Origin of the sequence: Epilithonimonas hispanica (assembly GCF_003385395.1) — a bacterium.
GTDB classification, from domain to species: domain Bacteria; phylum Bacteroidota; class Bacteroidia; order Flavobacteriales; family Weeksellaceae; genus Epilithonimonas; species Epilithonimonas hispanica.
This window is the reverse complement of record NZ_QNUG01000015.1, coordinates 78692-99160: the sequence shown is the minus strand read 5'-3', so window position 1 is coordinate 99160 and position 20469 is coordinate 78692. Positions and strand designations below refer to the sequence as shown.

The window sequence follows — 20469 nt, the reverse complement described above, 5'->3', positions numbered from 1 at the left end:
AGATAATTTTGGTTTAATTGGTTTGAAATAAAAATTTTCTTTGATGGTTAATTTTCTTAATTCCTTTAAAATAAAATCGTAAATTGCATCTAGGTTATTCATAACGTATTAGATTGATAGTCAATACAATATACGAAATTTCCGTATTATGAGTAACCTTTTTTATAATGCACTACGGGTTTTCATATGTAGATTGTATTTTTTTGAATGAGTGAATTAATCACTTTATAAAGATGCATCATTTTATTGTAAGGTTGGAAGGGAAAACAATTTTTTTTTAATTTGAATTAAAACCACAAAAGTCACAAAAGCTTCTGTTTTCTTAAGTTTATCAAAAGTTCAAAAAAGGAATTGCTTTAAAAAAAATATCTTTTTTAGTCTTTATGGAAATTATTCTTTTGTGACTTTTGTGGTTTAATGTTTTTCAAGATTTTAAACTTCATTTATTTAGAACAATTTTTCCGACATTTGTTAAAATAAAATGTCGATTTTAAATTTAGCAAAAAAATATCTCATTGACAGTCAGGTTTATGTTTCATTAATGGGAACTTTTCTGGCTGGTTTTTTTATGCTGGAGCAAAAGATATTCCGATGGCCGACTTTGCTTTTGATTTTCATCACTTATTTCAGCGGTTATCTTTATACTAAATATCAGTACGACAAAAAGAAGTTTCTCAAGATTCTGATTTTCAATTGTATTTGCGGAATTATCAGCGTCATTCTCATTCTCAAAAATCATAACGAATACAGACTTCTGAAATGGGCAATTATTGTCATTCTTGGTTTGCTTTACAATTCTTTCTTCTTGGAGAAATTCATCAGGAAAATCCCATTACTAAAAATTTTTTACGTTGGATTGACTTGGGCTTTAATCAATTCTTGGTTGATTCTTCCTGAATTTAATTGGCCGATTTTTTTAATTTCTTGGCTATTCATTTCGGCTTTGGTTTTACCTTTTGATATAAGAGATATGAAAAGTGATGATGTTGTGACTTTTCCGATTTTGATTGGTGTTCAGAAAACTAAATTTCTGGCTTATATACTGATTTTCATTTCTGGTTTATTGAGTGTTTTTTACCTTGATTTGGAATTCGGAATTTATTTTTTCTTGACGGTAATTATCACATTTATATTGATTTATTTTTCTGAAAATAGCAATCAAGAATCATACTTTTCTTTTTGGGTAGAGAGTTGTAGCGGATTACCTTTGTTATGGCTTTTCGTGCATTGGCTTATAAATTGCTAATACAGATTTTGTTGAATTTTACTTTAAACCACATAGACACATAGTTTAATAATACTTGGTTGATTGATAATTTAAGATTAAATAGTTGCAACTATTTAATCTTTTTAATTAGATGAAATAAATCTATTGTGCCTATGTTGTTTATTTATCTTTAAAATATTTTTCCGATTATTGATGAACAAATCGATTCTGATTTTTATTTTCGTTTTAAGTTGCTTTTCTTTTGCTAATGCTCAGGAAGGAAAAGATTCGCTTTATTATAAAATTGAAGAATTTTCGGATAAAAGAGAATTTACAAAATTCATTCATCGTTTTATATTTCGTCGCGAAGCAGATTCGGTTTCCGTAAAAACTCGAACCGAGAAAGAAACGCAAGCATCTTATGATGGAAGATATATCCGAAATATTAAAATTGAAACGATTGACCCTTTTGGATATGGTTCTAAAGACAAAAAAGAAAAGTCCAAATGGTACGATTGGTTTACAAATCATCTTCATTCAAATACTCGAGTTTCAACAGTTAATAATTATTTGCTTTTCAAAAAAGGCGAAGAATATAATGCGCAAAAACTCTATGAATCCGAACGTTTGCTAAGAACAATGCCTTTCATCAACAGAGTTAATATCAGCATTTCTGACAGCACTTCTACCAAGGATTCTATTGATGTTGTGATAAAAGTTCTCGATTCTTGGAGTTTGAAGCCGAGAGTGAGTTATTCTGGAAGTAAAATCGGTCTTGGAGTTACAGAAGAGAATTTTCTAGGTCTTGGTCACGAAGCGGATTTCCTTTACAGAAACGATTCTAAGGAAAAACAAGATTATATGTACGGAAGTTATACGGCTTATAATCTCTTTGGTTCTTACATCAATGCTCAAGTTTTGGGAGAAAGAGATTTTGTGAAAAATGAAAGAATTAATTTTAATGTTAAAAGAGACTTTTTCTCACCATTGACTAAATGGGCAGGCGGATTCACTTTTGAATATTTTATGCGAAATGTTTTACTTCCGATAGAAACAGACACAACTTTTCCTGAAGTTCAAATCAAAGTTTACAGTCAGGATTTGTGGGGAGGTTATCAGATTCCGGTTTCATCTAATCCAGAAGAAAAAGTATCGAGTAATATTGCATTGATAGGACGTTTTCAGAATTATCAGTATAAAGATAGTCCTTATATTGACCAGTTTGGATATTTCCGTTCGTACAGTAGTTTTTTGATGTCTGCGGGATTTATTCAAAGGAAATTTGCAGTTGAAAAAAACATTTTTCAATACGATTTGCCAGAAGATATTGCTTACGGAAATACATTCAACTTAACTGCAGGGTTTTTGTCAAGAAGTAACGAAGTGATGCCTTACGCCGGTGTTGCTGCATCTTACGGAGATTTTACGAAAATCGGTTATTTCAATATTATAGCTCAGTTTGGTCGGTTTTTTAATGAAGAAAGAGAAAACCGCGAATCTTTTCGCCTAGATGGAACTTATTTCACAAATCTGATGGATTGGAAATTTGCAAAAGCCAGACATTTCTTTTCACCGACTTTAGCACTTGGAAATCCTCAACATAATTATTCTTACAGAGATAGGATTAATCTTTCCGCAGCAGAAGATTTTCCTGTTTACAATGCGGATTATATCGGCACAAAGAAGCTGGTTTTGAGATATCAGCTTCAACTTTTCGTTAATAAAACTTGGAAGAATTTCCACTTTAGTCCTTATTTAACGACTGCTGTTGGTTGGCTTGGAATGCCAGATGATAAATTGCTGAAAACCAATGCTAATACAAAAATTGGAATTGGAGTTTTGATTAACAATCCTTATTTGGTTTTCAACAGGATTCAGATTTCCTTTACTTATTATCCTCGCGTTCCTTTTGATAATAATTCGGTTTTTGATTTTAACAGCAACCGAAATAATGTTTTACCATTGAACAATTTTGGAACAGACATTCCGCACTTTGTGAATTTCGGAAATTGATTTTGTTGTTATTTAGTTTTATCTTTACTGAAATTTTTGAGTGATGGAAAACATTAATGATATTAAAATAAAACTAATTCAGAAAATCTGTGAATCCGATAATTATTATTTGTTATCCGCTTTCCTCAAGAATTTTGAATCAAAATCTCCCAATATCGTCGCAGAATCTCCATCCATCTACGAATCTGAAAAACCAATGACAGAAGAAGAAGTTGATGAATATTTTAAAGAAGAAGTAGTAGTTCTTCCAGATTATGTGATGAAAATGATAGAACAAGGTATGGACGATGTAAAAAATGGTAGAGTTTACACAGAAGAAGAAATGGACAAAATGGATGAAGAATGGTTGGGTTAAAGGTAGAATGGACTCATTTTGCTAAAAATCAAAGAGATAAAATTTTTGAATATTGGAATAATAGAAATAAAAGTAAATCTTATTCTAAAAAGCTAAAAATTGCGATTAAGGAAAAAACAAATCAGTTAAAAATTCAACCGTTATCTGGAAAAAAAACTATCAATGAAACTACAAGAATGTTGGTTTTTAAAAATTATAGTTTGATTTACAATATAGAAAAAGAAACCATTTCAATTATTTCATTTTGGGAGAACCATCAAAATCCTAAAACACTCGAAAATTTTTTAGGATTATGATTATCAACAAACTTGCGCTCATCAATTTCAAAAATCACTCGGAACAGTCTTTTTATTTTTCGCCTCAAATCAATTGTTTTGTGGGCAATAATGGAGTAGGGAAGACCAACATTCTGGATGCGCTTCATTATTTGTCTGTTGGAAAGAGTTTCCTTGGAAATTCTGACCTTAATAATGTGAAATCTGACGAAGATTTCTTCGTCATTGAATCCGAAATTCAGAATGAGGAAAAAGAAGATATTATCAAAATTCTCCAGCCAAAAGAATCCAAAAAAGTCATTAAGAAAAATGATAAATCATACGATAGATTAGCTGACCATATTGGTTATCTACCGAGTGTGATGATTTCGCCGTATGATTCCAATTTGATTTCTGATTCTGGAGAGAGTAGAAGAAAGTTTCTGGATGCAATGATTTCTCAGACCGATTCTTCTTATCTTTTTGATTTGATTCAGTATCAGAAAACGATTCAGCAGAGAAATGCTTTGCTGAAATATTTTGCGAAGAACAGGACATTTGACAAAGATTCTTTGGAGATTTATGATGACCCAATTTCAAACTTCGGAACTCGAATTTTTGAAAAAAGAAAAGACTTTGTAGAAAAACTAAATCCAATTGTTCAGCATTTTTATGAAATCATTTCTGGAGGAAAAGAAATCGTGAACGTGATTTATGAATCTCATCTTTTGGATGGCTTCGACTCCGCTCAGCCTAACAGTTTTTTTAAGGAACTTTTATCCAGTTCAATTGACAAAGACAGAGCTTTAACTTACACTTCCAAAGGAACTCACAAAGATGATTTGTTGTTCGAAATGAACGGGAATTCAATCAAGAAAATTGGTTCGCAAGGTCAACAGAAATCATTCTTAATCTCTTTAAAATTAGCTCAAATCAACCGAATCAAAGAATTGACAGGAAAATCTCCGATTCTCCTTTTAGACGATATTTTTGATAAGCTAGATGATTCAAGAGTTTCTCAATTGATTGAATTAGTCAATAAAGAGAGCTTTGGGCAAATTTTCATTACTGACACTCATAAAGAAAGAACAGAAAACGTTGTGAGACGTATCAACGAAGAAAGTAAGGTTTTTGAAATTTAGAAAAAGCTTAGAGATTACAAAACGTCAACATAGCCCTGATGGGAACGGCATCCTTTTTTGTTATTGCGATTGCTGAAAAGTTCAACAGATTGCTTCACGGTGTTCGCAATGACAAAAAAGATATAGTGGACAGCAGGTTGGAAAATTTCTAAAAATAGACCAATCGTCTTGCTCCTAAAAATTATAAAAAGCTCCCGTCAAATGAGAATGGCAACAAGTCTCGGATAGATTTTGTTTTGATGATTTCTCCGTTTGGTGCGGCAAAATAGATTTCGATTTGTTCTTTTTGCTTAGCTTCATATTCCAAAATTGACTGTCTGCAACCGCCACAAGGTGGAATTGGAATAGAACTTAGAGCTCCTTCTGGCCCGCCAATCACAAATATTTTTTTGATTTTTACATCGGGATAATTGGCAGAAGTCCAAAAAATCGTCGTTCTCTCGGCACACAATCCAGAAGGATAAGCGGCGTTTTCCTGATTGCTTCCAGTGATTATTTCGCCGTTTTCCAGAAGCAGAGCACATCCAACAAAGAAGTGGGAATAAGGCGCGTAGGCTTGTTCTCGAATGGTTTTAGCTTTATCAAATAGTGTTTTTTCTATATCGTTGAGTTCTTCGTAACTCGGGATGACTTCAAAGTTGATTTTTATCTCTTTTTCCATTTTTTAAAATGCAGGGAGGTAAAAATACAAGTTTTGTGGAAAATAAAAAGATTTTTTTGAAATTTATTTGAAGATTGATTAAAATCTGAATTTTCGGTTTTCCTTTTTCTCGGACAATTTCTTTTTGTTATCGATGCGTTTTTGGATTTGACCTTTCGAAGGTTTTGTAGCGAGTCGTTTCTTTGGAACAAAAAGTGATTTTTTAACCAGTTCCAGCATTTTCTCAGTCACAATTTTTTTATTTTGGAGTTGCGTTCTGCTTTCAGAAGAAGTCATTTGCAGAAGACCTTCAGAATTGATTCTGTTTTTGAGTTTTTCCGAGATTCGGAGTTTCTCATCAAAAGAAAAAAACTGACTTTCCATCACGTTCCAAATTCCGGTAACAGCTGTTTCCACCTTGTTCACGTTCTGTCCGCCAGCTCCAGAAGAGCGGGAAGTTTTGTAACTGATTTCGGTAGAAAAATCTTTCATTTTAGTTTTTGATTAATTTTTTTAATTCAAGACGATTCACTTTTCCGTTCGGCGTTCTTGGGATTTGTTCTACAAAAATAATCTCTTTTGGTTTATGAAACGACTTTTGAAATTTTAAATTATGGATTTTAAATTTTAGATTTTCATTAGATTCTCCTTCGATTACGAGAACTAATTTTTGTCCGAGTTTTTCATCTTGGATTCCTAGAAAAACGGCTTCATTGGGAATTTCTTTTTTAACTAATTTTTCTAATTCTTCAGGAAAGATCTTGGCGCCTCCTGAATTAATTACATTATCGATTCTTCCCAGAAACCGGAATTGTTTAATGTCATTAATTTCAACCAAATCATTGGTCTGTAAAACTTCAGAATTCAATTTTGGAGCAAATATTTTCAAACAATCTCTTTCGTCCAAAGAAATCTCTACGCCTTCAAAAACTGTAAACCAATCTTCTGGATTTGGGAAAATTTGTTTTAATGCAATGTGAGAAAGGGTTTCGCTCATTCCGTAAGTCTCGAATACTTTGGGTTGAAAATTATTTGTCAGGCTGAGGCTCTCGAAGCCTTTTTCTTTTTTAGTTAATGATTCTTGAATTTTTTGCTTTAAAGTTTCAGAAACAGATGCGCCTCCAATAATCAAATTTTTAATCCAATGAATTTTGTCCAAAGAATTTTCAACTTGCAAAGGTGTCATTGCACAAAAATCAATTTCTTCATTATTATTTTCTAAAGGATTAAGAGAAGTTGGAGCAATTTTCAGTTTTAATTTTCTCGAAATACTTCTTACGACCATCATTTTTCCTGAGATATATTCAATCGGAAGACAAAGTAGAGCCAAATTTCCTTCTTTCAAACCTAAAAAATCACAAGTCATCTCTGCCGAGTTCAACATTTTTGATTTTTCTACGTAAAAAACTTTCGGAATTCCAGTAGAGCCAGAACTCTGGATTTTCACCGTTTTTGACTCCGAAAACCATTCTTTTATGAAGTCTAAAACTTTGGATTCAAATTCGTTAGATGAGGTTTGGTTGATTGGTGATGCTTTGGAAAGGTCGATTAACATTGAGTTGTTTGAAAAATTATTTTATAAAAATATGTAATTTTTTTTGAAGAAAGTTTGGAAGTTAAAAAAAAAGCTGTACATTTGCACCACAATAAACGACAGACCCATGGTGTAACGGTAGCACTTCGGTTTTTGGTACCGCCTGTCGGGGTTCGAATCCCTGTGGGTCTACAATCGTAAGTTAATAACCAGCTGAATTTCAGTTGGTTATTTTTTTATAATATATGCAGAAAAAAATATAAGACTTCAAAATTCGAAGCCTCATACTTGGTTAATATATAAATTTTGTTTTAATTGGATTCCATTGTGAAATCTCCTTGTTATTTTTGCAAAAATACTTCAATTTTAATTTTTACGGATTTCCATATTTATTAAAATAAATTTCATTATAACTTTAAAAGTTTTAATAAAAGTCTTTTAGTTGGAGGAAGTTATACTTTGTTTTCGTCAAAAAAAGTTAATGCGCTTATAGATTTTTCCTGGCTGCCAAAGTTATCTCCCAATTGTTCTTGGATGATTGCGATGTTCATAAGGCATTTTCCTACTCCTAAATCATTTTTATGTTTAAGAAAAATCCTTGGCTTTTTCAAACTATATGAAGGCTTTGATATTGTCTTTTTTATCCAGATAATCCCAAGCTTTTTAGTGTCGATTATTCGTTGTTATTTGATTTGAAGATTTTTTTAGGAACAAGAATAAATGATTATTAGTAATAAAAATATTAAGATTTTCTTTTTTTTTAGTTTACGTCTGATTTAAAAAAATGGGCAAAAGATATATTCTTTCGCCCGTCAAATCATTTATTTTTTTTGAGCCTGTCTGCCTTCTCCGCCAGTCTCTCATTTTATTGAATAAAGTAATTTCAAATTTAAGCATCATAATTCCAAAAACAAAAAACTCCGCCTTTCAGCAGAGTTTAATTTTATTTAAAAGAGAATTTTACATTCTATTCACTACATTAATTCCAAGAAGAGAAAGCCCTTTCTTAATCGTTTTTCCAGCCAATTCGGAAATCTGAAGACGGAATTGTTTCGCATTCTCATCATCTTGATTCAAAATTGGATTGTTCTGATAGAAAGAGTTGTAAGCTTTCACCAATTCATAAACATAATTCGCAACTAGAGCTGGACTCAAAGATTCCGAAGCTTTTGCAACCACATCTTTGAACTCCGAAAGAAGCATTATCAAATCTTTCTCACCAACGTTCGGGAGATAAGCATCAGAAAGTCCTTTTGCGGAATAATTTGCCTTATCCAAAAGCGACTGAATTCTCGCATAAGTATATTGAATAAACGGACCTGTATTTCCATTAAAATCGATACTTTCTGCTGGATTGAAAAGCATTTTCTTTTTCGGGTCAACTTTCAAGATAAAATATTTCAAAGCGCCTAATCCAACCGTTTCGTAAGATTTCTCTTTGTCTTCGGCAGAAAGATTTTCCAGTTTGCCCAATTCCTGAGATTTTTCTTTTGCCGTCAAATACATTTCCTGAACCAAATCATCTGCATCAACCACGGTTCCTTCACGGGATTTCATTTTTCCTTCTGGCAATTCGACCATTCCGTAAGACAAATGATAAAGATGGTCTGCCCAATTATAACCCAATTTTTTCAAGATTTTGAACAAAACTTGGAAGTGATAATCCTGTTCATTCCCAACAGTGTAAATCAATCTTTGGATGTTATTATCTTTGAAACGCTCAACAGCGGTTCCCAAATCCTGCGTCATATAAACCGAAGTTCCGTCAGAACGCAACAATAGTTTTTGGTCAAGACCTTCGTCCGTCAGGTCGCACCAAACAGAACCGTCTTCTTTTTTGTAAAGAACGCCATTGTCCAAACCTTGCTGAATCAAATCTTTCCCCAAAAGATAAGTATTGCTCTCGTACTGAACTTGGTCAAAATTAACGCCCAATCTCGCATAAGTCTGATTAAATCCTGCATAAACCCAAGAATTCATCATCTCCCAAAGTTTACGTATGTCAGCATCATTTTGTTCCCATTTCAAAAGCATTTCCTGCGCTTCGATGATAGAAGGCACTTGTTTTTTCGCTGTCTCTTCGTCGATTCCGTCAGCAACTTGCGCTTTGATTTCGGATTTATATAATTTATCGAATTCCACATAATAGTTTCCGACCAATTTATCGCCTTTCAAACCTGTAGATTCAGGAGTTTCCCCGTTTCCGAATTTTTTCCAAGCCAACATCGATTTGCAGATGTGGATTCCACGGTCGTTTATGATTTGCGTTTTGATAACATTGTAACCGTCTGCTTTCAGGATTTCAGCCACAGAAAAACCGAGAAGATTATTTCTGATATGTCCCAAATGGAGCGGTTTGTTGGTATTTGGCGAAGAATATTCCACCATTACCGTTTCGTTTTTGGAAGGAGTAGAATCGAAGTTCTTTTCCGTTTCAGAAAACTCTTGTAAGAAAGCCGAATCTTTAACTTTTAAGTTCAGGAAACCTTTCACGATTCCGAAGTTTTCTATGAAATCGATTTGATTTTTAATTTCTTCTCCAAGTTCATTTCCAAGAACATCAGGACTTTTTTTCGCCAGTTTTACCAGCGGAAAAATCACGATGGTGAAATCGCCTTCAAACTCGGTTTTGTTCTTCTGGACTTCCAGCGTCACATTCTCGATGCCGTATAATTTGGAAACGATTTCCGATATTTTAGATTGTATATGTTGTTTAATCGTCATTATAAAATATTGAGTTGCAAATTTAAAAATTTAAAATAGGTTTTGAAATAATTTATTAACCACATAGACACATAGTTTTTTTAAAATTCTTTTAAATTTAAATAGAATTCTATTTTAATCTTTTAATGATTTTCCTATTGTGCCTATGTGGTTGTATTAGCGTTTGAGTATAATTAATTAGCCAAAGCTTTCCTTTTACTTAATCTCAAAAATCTAATCACCAAAAGAACAGCAGAAATCGTCAATCCAATTCCCAGCGCAATCCACATTCCAAATGCACCCATTTTCATCGTCACACAAAGGAAAAATCCAACAGGAATTGTGAAAACCCAATAAGCAACAAAAGTGATAATGCTTGGGATTTTCACATCTTGGATTCCTCTCAGGCAACCTAAAGCCGTAACCTGAATTCCGTCTGATAACTGGAAAAGCGCCGCAATAATCATTAATTTCGAAGCTAAATTGATAACTAAAACATCACTTTCTTTCGTGAAAAAATGTGGTAGAACATTTCTGAAAAGGATAAACATCAATCCACAGAATCCCATATAAATCAGAGTCAGTTTAAAGTTATTAATTCCGATTTTTCTCAAACCTGCATAATCTCCAACACCCATTTTGTTTCCAATCATCACCGTAGAAGCCACACTGAAACCAATACAAAGGTTGAAAGTAAATGAGGCCATAGAGAGCGCAATCTGATGTGAAGCAATATCAGTAGAACTGATTAATCCACAGATAAAAGCTGCTGCAGCAAAAGCAGTAACTTCAAAAAACATTTGTAGAGCAGTTGGTAAACCAAGTTTGAACATTTTATTGAACATCTCTTTTGTGAAAAGACTGATTTTCAAAGAAAATTCTTTGAGGTAACGTCTTGTTTTTGGCTCTTTTACCAAGACAAAGTAAAGGAAAACCACCATAAAAATTCTGGCAATCAAAGTTGCTAAAGCCGAACCTTGAACGCCCATTGCGGGCAATCCGAAAAGTCCTTTAATGAAAACGTAATTCAATGCAATATTAATAACGTTCGCAATAATAGTGGCTTTTGTCACACCTATTGTAAATGATAATCCTTCCGAAACTTCTCTTAAAGTCTGGAACATCATAAACGGAATCATCGTAAAAGCCATTATACTCAAGAAGCTAATCGTGTTTGGAATAATTTCTTTTGGCTGGTCAAGATGATAAATCAATGGAAGTACAGATAACAAAATTATCATCAGCAAAATCCCGATTCCCAGATTAATGACAAATCCATGTCTGAAAACCGAATTAATAGTATCGTGTTTCCCTTGAGAATTAGCTTCGGAAACCAAAGGCGGAATCGCAAAAGAAAATCCTAAAGCTAATACAAAAATCGAGAAAAATAAGGCATTACCCAGAGAAACCGAAGCTAAAGCCTGCGCTCCTAAAAGTTTTCCAACGATAATGTTATCGAACAGGTTTACAGATACTTGTCCAACTTGTGTCAGCATTACAGGAAGTGCTAATTTCAGTCCTTCCTGCGTATATTGTTTATTTAAAAAGTTCATTTTGTTTCATATATTTTTATTAAAAGAAAAATCATAATTAATAAATCTTCATTTTTATTCAAAAAAAAAACCGCAGAAAAAACTGCGGTTAAATATAATATTTAATTAAGTTTACTTCTTTACAAAATTCGAGACGTCATCAGCAGTCACAGGGTCAGCACCCAAAATGATTAATCTTTCTACAACGTTTCTAAGTTCTCTGATGTTTCCTGTCCAGTCAAATTGCTGTAATGCTTTGATAGATTTCTCATCAAATTTCTTTGGCGCAGAACCATTTTCGTTTGCAATGACTTGAGTGAAATATTCCACTAATAATGGGATATCTTCTTTCCTGTCATTCAACGATGGAACATTGACTTCGATTACAGAAAGCCTGTGAAACAAATCTTCACGGAATTTTCCTTCCTCAATTTCTTTAGCCAAATTCTTATTGGTTGCAGCGATGACACGGACATCCACTTTAATTTCTTTGTCACTTCCGACAGGGGAAACCTTGCTTTCTTGCAATGCTCTTAGAACTTTGGCTTGAGCGACCAAACTCATATCACCAATTTCATCCAAGAAAATAGTTCCACCATTTGCTTGCTCAAACTTTCCAGATTTATCTTTGATTGCTCCAGTAAAAGATCCTTTTACGTGACCGAATAATTCACTTTCAATCAATTCTGAAGGAATCGCAGCACAGTTAACTTCTACCATTGGTCCACGGGAACGTTCGCTTTGTGAATGGATGGCGTGCGCTACCAATTCTTTACCTGCTCCGTTTGGTCCTGTGATTAGAACTCTTGCATCGGAAGGAGCCACTTTATCAATGATTTCTTGAATTCTCTTAAGGGCGGAAGAATCACCAATCATTTGGTATTTTTTGTTAACTTTTTTCTTAAGTTGAGAATTTTCCTGCTTCAGATTGGTGTTGGCTTTTTGAAGATTTCCTTTGTCAAGCGCATTTTTTACACTTGTTATCAATCGATTGATGTCAATCGGTTTGGAAATGAAATCATACGCACCTTCTTTCAAACAGCTGACGGCAGTGTCAATATCTGCGTGACCGGAAATCATTACAAAAGTAGTTTCTGGTTTTATCTGAAGTGTTTGTTTTAGTAATTCGGTACCGGAGATTTTTGGCATTTTGATATCAGAAATCACTAGAGCGAAGTCTTCCTTCTCTAGAAATTTGAAACCTTCCAAACCGTCCTCGGCTATTTCGAAGTGGTAATCTGGTAGTTCATCTGATAAAATACTGTGTAGAACTCCGGAAATTGCTTTTTCGTCTTCTACTATTAAGATTTTTTGCATAGGCACAAAGATAGTGATTTTAGATTTCGTAAAACGAATTATTACTATTGATTATTTAAAAATTTGAAAAACTTCATAGCAAATTACCTGCCGAATTTTTGACTTGTTTTAAAACCACAAAAGCCACAAAAGCTGTTGTTCTTTTTAAGCTTATCAAAAGTTGAAAAAGTTGTTTTATAAAACTTGGTTTTGCTCTTTTGGATGATTTTTTTGTGGTTAAAGAATGTTTGTCATTTTGAACAATCTTTTATTCAACTATGATTTTCTTAGTAATCTGTTGGTTATCCATTTTAAAAGTTCCAAGATAAACACCTTTTGGAAGTTTGGAAATATCAATCCTTATTTGATTTTCGGTTTTACTGACTGTTTTTCCTTCAAGACTTGTTATCATAAAGCTAAACTTTTGATTTTTATTACTCGGAATTTCCAGTTGAAGATAGTCTTTTGCCGGATTTGGGGAAACTTTGAAATTTTTCAAAGCTTCTTTTGCAGTATCTAAGCTTAGCATTTGACTTGCAATTGCAAAATGTTGAACTGCTCCAGTTGTTGCCTTCGCAATATTGTAAATGTAAACTGGGTCTACATTAGAATAAGTGTCGTTAACCGTGTGTGCATAAGGCGTTTCGTTGTACTCGAACAAGCCGGTGATGATTTCTCCATTCGATTGGAACGGCATATAATCGGAAGCGTAGGCGTAACTCAAATTGGTTTTCAAATTGGAATAAAGCGTCACACAATTCATCAATTGTTGTGTGAAAGTATTGGACGCCGAGTTGTTGGAACTTGGATTATTAGATTCGTCTCTCTCGCAAGTAATCGTGTCGTTGGTTTGACCTTTGATTCCACCGACTTCATCGATATTAAGAACCAAACGGATGCTCATTTTCGGAGAAGTTGCATTCACAACATTGCTTACATAATGAGCTGAGCCAAGCAATCCTTGTTCTTCTCCAGAGAAATTGATGAATTTGATTGAATATTCTGTAGGAACATTTTTGAGTAGTCTCGCCAATTCCAAAATGACTGAAATACCGCTTCCGTTATCATTAGCCCCTGTTCCTGTAATTGTATCGTAATGTCCGCAAACAATAATGTAAGTGTTAGGATATTTGGTTCCCGTTTTTGTAACAATAATGTTGGATGTTGATTGCGCGCCGTAATTAAAAGAATCTTTTGTGATTTCAGTTTCGGAATATCCGAAAAACAGATATTTGTTTCTTAACCAATTATAAGCATTGTTGTTGGCTATTGAGCCTGTGGTTTTCACGCCCAAAGCTTCGAAATCCTGTAAATAAGTGTTGATATTGGTCTGAGAAACCAAATTAGCGACATTCGCGTAATCTTGATTGAATGTTTGAGAATTTGCAAAAAATCCTAAAAATAAAACCGAAAATAGTAAGTTCTTCATCTTCATTATTAATAATTGGTAAATATAATTAAAAAGGAGAAGCCAAATGATTGACTTCTCCTTTTCTTGAAAAACTATTACTAACTTAAAAACTAATTCGTTGCTTTTCTGAATTCTGCTTTCACATCTTCAGCGGAGTCCTTGGTTTTTTCCCAAGCATCAGAAGCTGTGTCTTTTGTTGTTTCCCATGCTTTATCTGCGAAGTCTTTTGTGTCTTCCCAAGCATCGGAAATATTAGATTTCAGATTTTCGAAGAAACCATCTTTTGTTGGCTCCTCATTTTTTCTTTTCTGCTCATCTATATATGAGCGAGCTCTGTCTGCATACTCATTTACTTTGTTTTTAGCGTTATCCGCTGCACTTTCCAAAGAATTTTCTGTTCTGTTTAAAGCTCTTTCTGCGTCATTGTATTTTTCGTCGTGCGTACTCATAATATTTTGTGTTTGGTGATTGATATTGAAAAATTTGATTTGATGTTAATCAATTATTCAATTAGAATGCCGAGAAATCTTAATGAACGTTAATTAAATTATAAAAGTTCTTTAATTAATTTATCGCAAAGTTTTTTGAAGAAATAAGCTTTTTTAAGATACCAAAGAATCAACAAGTTGATTATAAAAGTAAATGATTAATTATATGCTTAATAAAAATATCAATTTATTGATAATTTGGAAACTTTGAACTTTAAAAAAAACTTTGCAATAAAATTTTCTCGGAGTAAATAAATTCAAGTTACATTGAAACAAAAAAAGCAACATTCATTTCTGAATATTGCTTTTCTAATATCTAAAGTCTAATCTCTAACTTCTACTTAATAATTCTGTCAAGAACCCACTCAATCATCATTTTTTCTGATGCGTGATGGTCGCTTGCAAATTCGCCACGTCTTCTGTTGGCGATAACGCAGTTCACAGTGATTGCTTTGTGTCCTAACAATTTGGATAAACCATAGATTGCCGAAGTTTCCATTTCGAAGTTAGAAACACCAAGGTCATTCAAAGTTTCAAGGAATTGGTCATCCAAAGCTTTTAGTCTTAATTGACGACCTTGAGGTGCATAGAATCCGGGGAAAGTCGCAGTGTTTCCTCTGTATTTTGCATCAGCATAATAACCAGCGATATCTTCTGCCCAATCTGAGAAATACAACATTGGCTTGATTCTCTCGTAAGGAAACTTCTCCAAGAAATTCTTACTAAACTCATTCTCAAAGTTATAATCCTGATAAAAATGCATCAATCCATCCAGACCAACTACATTTTCTGTAACCAGCATATTATTAACCTCGATGTCAGGATTCACACTTCCGCAAGTTCCCATACGGAAAAGCTCTAGCGACTTGTGCTCTTTTTTGAATTCTTTTGCCTTCAAATCGATGTTGACCAAAGCGTCCAATTCGTTCATCACGATATCGATATTCTCTGTCCCGATTCCTGTTGACATTACCGTGATTCTCTCGCCACGCAAAGTTCCCGTATGGGTGTAGAATTCTCTTTTATTCTTCTTGATGTCAATCGTGTCGAAGAACTTAGACACTTTCGGAACTCTGTCTGGGTCGCCCACAAGAAGGACTTTGTCTGCAAGGTCTTCCGGAAGAAGATTCAAGTGGTACACACTTCCGTCGTCATTAAGAACCAGTTCGGAATCTGCTAATTTGTTAATCATATTTATAATTTATTTTATTTGAATATTTTGAAAATAAAAAGGTCTTAAAGTTAACAAAATTCTTCATCCGTAAAAGGATAGATGCTTTTTAATTTTGAAAAAAACATTTTCATTTCTTTTCAAACTTCTTTTCACCACATAGTCACATAGTTTTGAAAGAGGAAATAGTGTCACGAAATTTCTATTTTCTCTTTATTATAAGAAATTTCTATGTTTCTATGTGGTTTGATTAAATTTTGAAATCTCATTTGCAACCCAAAATCCTGTACTGAAACAGGCTTGCAAAAGATAACCGCCCGTTGGCGCTTCCCAATCTATCATTTCGCCAGCGCAGAAGACATTCGGGAAGTTGCGAAGTTCCAATTTATGATTCAAAGCTGAGAATGAAACACCTCCTGAAGTCGAAATTACTTCATCAATTGGTCTGTAACTTAGAATCTCGATGGGGAATTTCTTTATTGTTTTTGATAAATTTTCTATGTTGGTGTAGCTTTCTTTGTCTAAGGTTTTCAGAAGATTGAGTGCGGTTGTTGAAAGTTTTAATTTTCGTTTTAAAACCTGACTTATCTTTTCAGTTCCGTTGAGTTGTTTTAATATTTCTGCTTCTGAGAGATTTGGTTTTAAATCTATATATAAGGTTAAAGGAAAATCGTGTTTTCTTGTGAAGCGATTCAAATAGTAGATTGGACTTCCTTCAATTCCATATTTTGTGAAAACTACTTCGCCGATTTTATCATTATTCTCAAAAGAAACTTTGATGTTTTTAAGATATTGACCTTGTAATTGATGAAATTTCGAATCTGTATTATAACCAGAATTGGCGGACTCCAAAGGTGTGATGTCTATGTTTTTTGATTTTAAAATCTCAATCCATTTAGCATCAGAACCTGTCTTTTTCCAAGAACCTCCACCCATTGTTAAAATCAATTTTGAATATTCAATTTTAAGTTCTTTCTCTCTGTTTTTAAGCGTGATAGAATTTTCGTCAAAATCTAAAAAAGTATGCTCATAATGAATTGTAACGCCCAATTGTTCCAATCTATCCAGCCAAGCTTTCAAAACCTGAATCGGTTTAAAATTCTTCGTAGGAAATATCTTCCCAGAACTTCCAACATAAGTCGTAACGCCCAAGTCAGAAAGCCAATCGATAACTTTTTTGTTATCAAAATTCTTTACGATATTTCGGATTTCTGGCGCATCAAATTTTTCGATAAAACTTTCTAATTCTTCGCTATGTGTGAGATTGAAACCACCATTTCCTGCAACCAGGAATTTTCTTCCAGAGGCTTTGTTTTGTTCGAATATTTGAACTTTGAAACCTTTTTCGGCAAGAATTTGAGATGCCATCAATCCTGCTGGACCAGCGCCAATGATGATGATTTGATTGTCAGGAATTTGTTTCAAAGATTGTTTTTTCTGAAGAGATTATTAGAGGATTGGAAGTTACACAAAGGCACAAAAGGTTTATTAATGAATAGGATTGTGTTTTTAAGGCACAAAGTTGTACGTCAAAAAAAATCAATGATTCTCCTAGTGCCTTAAAAAAGTAATTTATAAATCAACGATTCCTTGTGTCTTTGTGTTTTACTTACAAGTATAAAATCATTCATCATTTATCATTAATAATTATTCTCATCCTCCAACACGTTTTGTTTTGTAACCCATTTCTTTTAAGATGGTCATTATTTTGTCACGGTTGTCGCCTTGGATGATAATAACACCGTCTTTTTCCGAGCCACCGATTCCCAATTTGGTTTTGATTTTTTTTGAGATTTCTTTCAAGCCTTCATCGTCGCCTTCCCAGCCTTCGATTAGGGTAACAGGTTTTCCGTTTCTGCCTTTCTTCTCGAATTTGCAGACCAAAGGTTCTTTCTGTTTGAAGTTTTCTTTTGCTTCATCGGGCATTTGAAAATCCTGTTCTTCGTGTTCGGGGAAAAGGTTTTTTAATTGGTCTCTTAAGTCCATTTTGTATCTTTAAATGAGGCTTTAAAATTACAGATATTAGTTGAGTGGTGAAAGTTAAGATTTGGAATTGTTTTTAATGAAATTTTATATTATTATATATAAGTTTAAATTTATATTTTTGGTAACTAAATTTTTTTAAAAACATTAAATTAATGAAAAAATACTTTACAATTTTTACACTCATCTCATTTCAGTTCTTCTTTTCTCAAAATATGACAAAAGAAGAAACTATTACTTATATTAATAATAATTTAAATAAAAATATTTTAAGTGTTGATAATCAGGGTAATGTTGTGATTACAAAAGTTGGCAAATTTTATTATAAAGAGATAGAATTAGGATGGTATCCTTTTGACCCATTTCAAATTCAATTTAAATGTATTAATAGCAATGAATGTATAGATAATCCAAATTATAATACTAGCTATGAAACAAGATACTCTAATATAGGACGATTGTTTTTTGATGATAAAGACCAATATAGATAGAAGAGTTTTAAATGCTTTTGATTATTTATTAAAAAAGTTAAAAAGTGAAAATCTTGTTAAATCAAATAGCGACCCATTTTCACCAGAAAATTATAAAAAATAAAAGACAGATATTATATTATGATGGAAAATATTAATAGATTTCAATTAATTGTGGAAGGTAAGTTGTTTAATTGTGAAATTGATGAACAAAATTATGTTTGGATAATTGAATTAGATGGTAGCAGAAGTAATTATGGACAAGTAAGACCTTCAATGAATTTAGAGGACGCAAAAGAAATTGCAAAACAGATGATTCACGCTTCAAACAAAACAAAAAAAGGATAAAAAACACCCACCAAAATTCCCCAATCACTTTTTCATTTCGTAAATTTGTAGTAACAAAACAAAATTAAAAATGTCAAAAAAAGCAATTCTTGCAATATTAGATGGCTGGGGAATCGGTCTTAATGACAAAGTTTCTGCCATTGCTCAGGCTAATACGCCTTTCATCGATTCGGCACTTAAAAACTTTCCTAATACAACACTTGAAGCGAGCGGTTTGGCGGTTGGTTTGCCGGCTGGACAAATGGGGAACTCGGAAGTAGGACATATGAATCTTGGTGCAGGTAGAGTCGTTTACCAAAACCTTGTAAAACTAAATATGGCTGTAGAAAACGGAAGTCTTGGAAAAGAGCAAGTCATCCAAGATGCTTTCGAATATGCTAAAGCCAACAACAAAAAAGTACATTTCATTGGGTTGGTTTCCAATGGTGGTGTGCATTCTCATATCAACCATTTGAAAGGATTATTGACGGCGGCGCACGAATTTGGATTTACAGACCAAGTTTTCGTTCACGCTTTCACAGATGGACGTGATTGCGACCCAAAATCCGGAAAAGGTTTTATTGAAGATTTATTAAATCATATGAAATCTACAACCGGAAAATTGGCTTCTTTGATTGGCCGTTATTATGCGATGGACAGAGATAAGCGTTGGGAGCGTGTGAAGCTGGCTTATGACGTGATGGTAAATGGCGTAGGGAAGGAGTCGAAAGATTTTGTTCAGGCGATTCAGGATTCTTATAACGAGGATGTTACGGATGAGTTTATCCTTCCAATCGTGAATGTTCAAAACCATTTCCCAATTGCAAAAATCGAAGAACACGATGTTGTGATTTCTTTCAACTTCCGTACAGACAGAGGTCGTGAAATTACAGAAGTGCTTTCTCAGCAGGATTTTCCAGAGTATGGAATGAAAAAGTTGGATTTGTACTATGTGACTTTAACCAATTATGATAAAACATTCCAGAATGTAAAAGTTGTTTTTGATGAGAATGTTCTTCAGAAAACAATGGGAGAAGTTTTGGAATCTGCAGGAAAATCTCAAATCAGAATTGCTGAAACTGAGAAATATCCACACGTGACATTCTTCTTCTCAGGCGGTCGCGAAGCAGAATTCGTTCAAGAAAGACGTTTGCTTTGCCCAAGTCCGAAAGATGTTCCGACTTACGATTTGAAACCTGAAATGTCAGCTTACGATATTACCAACGCCATCGTTCCGGAATTGGAAAAAGAATCAGCAGATTTCGTAGTTCTTAACTTTGCGAACACAGATATGGTAGGTCACACAGGTGTTTTCTCAGCGGCGGTAAAAGCGGCGGAAGTTGTGGATGCTTGCATTCAAAAAGTAGCGGAGACGGCCTATGAGCACGGTTATGCGGTTTTCATCTTGGCAGACCACGGAAACTCTGATGTAATGATAAATCCAGACGGTTCTCCAAACACGCAACACTCTACGAATTTGGTTCCGTTCATTGTGATGGACAAAGACCACACTTGGAATTTGACACCAGGAAAATTGGGCGATGTAGCTCCAACTATCTTAAGTGTGATGGGTGTAGATATTCCTGAAGAAATGACAGGGAATGTTCTAGCTAACTAAGAATTTGTTTAGGAATTAATCAAATAATTATTTAACACTTAAGTTTATTTAAAAGTCACATAAGAACGCTTAAGTTTCAAAAATCTTTAGATTTTTAACTTAATTAAACTTAAATCAATATTCATTCTAATCTTAAGTGACTAAAGTGTTTATAAAAATTAAAAGGTTAAAATTCAAATATAAAATAAAATAGGAAAGTCGGTTTTTTACCGACTTTTTTAATGTGTTTAATGCAAAGATTTTATGAGAATGAAGATTTTTTAAGAAACCAAAGAATCAACAAGTTGATGAAAAATTAATGTTTTAAGTAATGCCTTTGAAATAT

21 protein-coding genes, 1 tRNA gene and 1 pseudogene are annotated in these 20469 nt (G+C 33.5%); 9 read left to right on the top strand and 14 right to left on the bottom strand.

Features of this window, described 5'->3' with window-relative positions; all coding sequences use genetic code 11:
- Positions 1 to 102 (bottom strand): annotated as a pseudogene (locus DRF58_RS19225) (IS982 family transposase); the annotation flags it as partial.
- Positions 103 to 481: 379 nt separating this feature from the next.
- Between DRF58_RS19225 and DRF58_RS09030 the strand changes: the two are divergent.
- From DRF58_RS09030 to recF, 5 genes are all read left to right on the top strand, one after another.
- Positions 482 to 1246, top strand: coding sequence for a UbiA prenyltransferase family protein (locus DRF58_RS09030; protein ID WP_185144540.1), 765 nt, complete (start codon positions 482 to 484; stop codon positions 1244 to 1246).
- 174 nt (positions 1247 to 1420) lie between these two features.
- Positions 1421 to 3220: a hypothetical protein gene (locus DRF58_RS09025; protein WP_116034782.1), complete on the top strand. Its 1800-nt coding sequence runs from the start codon at positions 1421 to 1423 to the stop codon at positions 3218 to 3220.
- Positions 3221 to 3263: 43 nt separating this feature from the next.
- Positions 3264 to 3575, top strand: coding sequence for a hypothetical protein (locus DRF58_RS09020; RefSeq protein ID WP_116034780.1), 312 nt, complete (start codon positions 3264 to 3266; stop codon positions 3573 to 3575).
- Entirely contained in the window at positions 3563 to 3871 is a 309-nt protein-coding gene (locus DRF58_RS09015; protein ID WP_116034778.1) for a type II toxin-antitoxin system RelE/ParE family toxin, read from the top strand. The genes DRF58_RS09020 and DRF58_RS09015 overlap by 13 nt, the downstream gene beginning before the upstream one ends.
- On the top strand, positions 3868 to 4971 hold the full coding sequence (recF, locus tag DRF58_RS09010; protein WP_116034776.1) for a DNA replication/repair protein RecF: 1104 nt from the start codon (positions 3868 to 3870) through the stop codon (positions 4969 to 4971). The genes DRF58_RS09015 and recF overlap by 4 nt, the downstream gene beginning before the upstream one ends.
- 181 nt (positions 4972 to 5152) lie before the next feature.
- Here the strand turns inward: recF and DRF58_RS09005 are convergent, their stop codons facing one another.
- The 3 genes from DRF58_RS09005 to DRF58_RS08995 form a co-directional block, all read right to left on the bottom strand.
- Complete coding sequence (locus DRF58_RS09005; protein WP_116034774.1) at positions 5153 to 5632, bottom strand: cytidine deaminase; 480 nt, start codon at positions 5630 to 5632, stop codon at positions 5153 to 5155.
- Positions 5633 to 5710: 78 nt separating this feature from the next.
- Positions 5711 to 6103, bottom strand: a complete 393-nt coding sequence (arfB, locus tag DRF58_RS09000) for an alternative ribosome rescue aminoacyl-tRNA hydrolase ArfB (RefSeq protein ID WP_116034772.1) — start codon at positions 6101 to 6103, stop codon at positions 5711 to 5713.
- Between the two features lies 1 nt (position 6104).
- Positions 6105 to 7166, bottom strand: coding sequence for an acyl-CoA synthetase family protein (locus tag DRF58_RS08995; RefSeq protein WP_116034770.1), 1062 nt, complete (start codon positions 7164 to 7166; stop codon positions 6105 to 6107).
- Between the two features lie 100 nt (positions 7167 to 7266).
- Between DRF58_RS08995 and DRF58_RS08990 the strand changes: the two genes are divergently transcribed.
- Positions 7267 to 7337, top strand: a tRNA-Gln gene (locus DRF58_RS08990).
- 260 nt (positions 7338 to 7597) lie between these two features.
- Here DRF58_RS08990 and DRF58_RS18460 read toward each other — a convergent pair.
- From DRF58_RS18460 to DRF58_RS08945, 10 genes are all read right to left on the bottom strand, one after another.
- The gene (locus tag DRF58_RS18460) at positions 7598 to 7756 is read right to left on the bottom strand and encodes a hypothetical protein (RefSeq protein WP_162300302.1); all 159 of its coding nucleotides are present in this window, start codon (positions 7754 to 7756) and stop codon (positions 7598 to 7600) included.
- A 349-nt stretch (positions 7757 to 8105) separates the two neighbouring features.
- Complete coding sequence (argS, locus tag DRF58_RS08985; protein WP_116034768.1) at positions 8106 to 9869, bottom strand: arginine--tRNA ligase; 1764 nt, start codon at positions 9867 to 9869, stop codon at positions 8106 to 8108.
- Between the two features lie 173 nt (positions 9870 to 10042).
- The gene (locus DRF58_RS08980; protein WP_116034767.1) at positions 10043 to 11401 is read right to left on the bottom strand and encodes an MATE family efflux transporter; all 1359 of its coding nucleotides are present in this window, start codon (positions 11399 to 11401) and stop codon (positions 10043 to 10045) included.
- A gap of 111 nt (positions 11402 to 11512) precedes the next feature.
- Positions 11513 to 12697: a sigma-54-dependent transcriptional regulator gene (locus DRF58_RS08975; protein WP_116034765.1), complete on the bottom strand. Its 1185-nt coding sequence runs from the start codon at positions 12695 to 12697 to the stop codon at positions 11513 to 11515.
- 247 nt (positions 12698 to 12944) lie between these two features.
- Positions 12945 to 14105, bottom strand: a complete 1161-nt coding sequence (locus DRF58_RS08970) for a M28 family peptidase (RefSeq protein WP_245955391.1) — start codon at positions 14103 to 14105, stop codon at positions 12945 to 12947.
- 92 nt (positions 14106 to 14197) lie between these two features.
- A complete protein-coding gene (locus DRF58_RS08965; protein ID WP_245955390.1) occupies positions 14198 to 14536 on the bottom strand; it encodes a hypothetical protein in 339 nt (112 codons plus the stop codon).
- A 376-nt stretch (positions 14537 to 14912) separates the two neighbouring features.
- Positions 14913 to 15767 carry a nucleoside phosphorylase gene (locus tag DRF58_RS08960; RefSeq protein WP_116034761.1) on the bottom strand — a complete coding sequence of 285 codons (855 nt, stop codon included), beginning with the start codon at positions 15765 to 15767 and terminating at the stop codon, positions 14913 to 14915.
- Between the two features lie 216 nt (positions 15768 to 15983).
- Entirely contained in the window at positions 15984 to 17171 is a 1188-nt protein-coding gene (locus tag DRF58_RS08955; protein ID WP_116034759.1) for a BaiN/RdsA family NAD(P)/FAD-dependent oxidoreductase, read from the bottom strand.
- On the bottom strand, positions 17155 to 17289 hold the full coding sequence (locus DRF58_RS19120; protein ID WP_157966721.1) for a DUF3709 domain-containing protein: 135 nt from the start codon (positions 17287 to 17289) through the stop codon (positions 17155 to 17157). The genes DRF58_RS08955 and DRF58_RS19120 overlap by 17 nt, the downstream gene beginning before the upstream one ends.
- A 110-nt stretch (positions 17290 to 17399) precedes the next feature.
- Complete coding sequence (locus DRF58_RS08945) at positions 17400 to 17732, bottom strand: translation initiation factor (protein WP_116034755.1); 333 nt, start codon at positions 17730 to 17732, stop codon at positions 17400 to 17402.
- 212 nt (positions 17733 to 17944) lie between these two features.
- On the opposite strand from DRF58_RS08945, the gene DRF58_RS08940 reads away from it, so the two are divergent.
- The 3 genes from DRF58_RS08940 (at position 17945) to gpmI (ending at position 20144) form a co-directional block, all read left to right on the top strand.
- On the top strand, positions 17945 to 18220 hold the full coding sequence (locus DRF58_RS08940) for a hypothetical protein (RefSeq protein WP_123902386.1): 276 nt from the start codon (positions 17945 to 17947) through the stop codon (positions 18218 to 18220).
- 120 nt (positions 18221 to 18340) lie between these two features.
- Complete coding sequence (locus DRF58_RS08935; protein ID WP_116034751.1) at positions 18341 to 18547, top strand: hypothetical protein; 207 nt, start codon at positions 18341 to 18343, stop codon at positions 18545 to 18547.
- A 70-nt stretch (positions 18548 to 18617) separates the two neighbouring features.
- Positions 18618 to 20144 carry a 2,3-bisphosphoglycerate-independent phosphoglycerate mutase gene (gene gpmI, locus DRF58_RS08930; RefSeq protein ID WP_116034749.1) on the top strand — a complete coding sequence of 509 codons (1527 nt, stop codon included), beginning with the start codon at positions 18618 to 18620 and terminating at the stop codon, positions 20142 to 20144.
- The last annotated feature ends 325 nt before the right edge of the window (positions 20145 to 20469 follow it).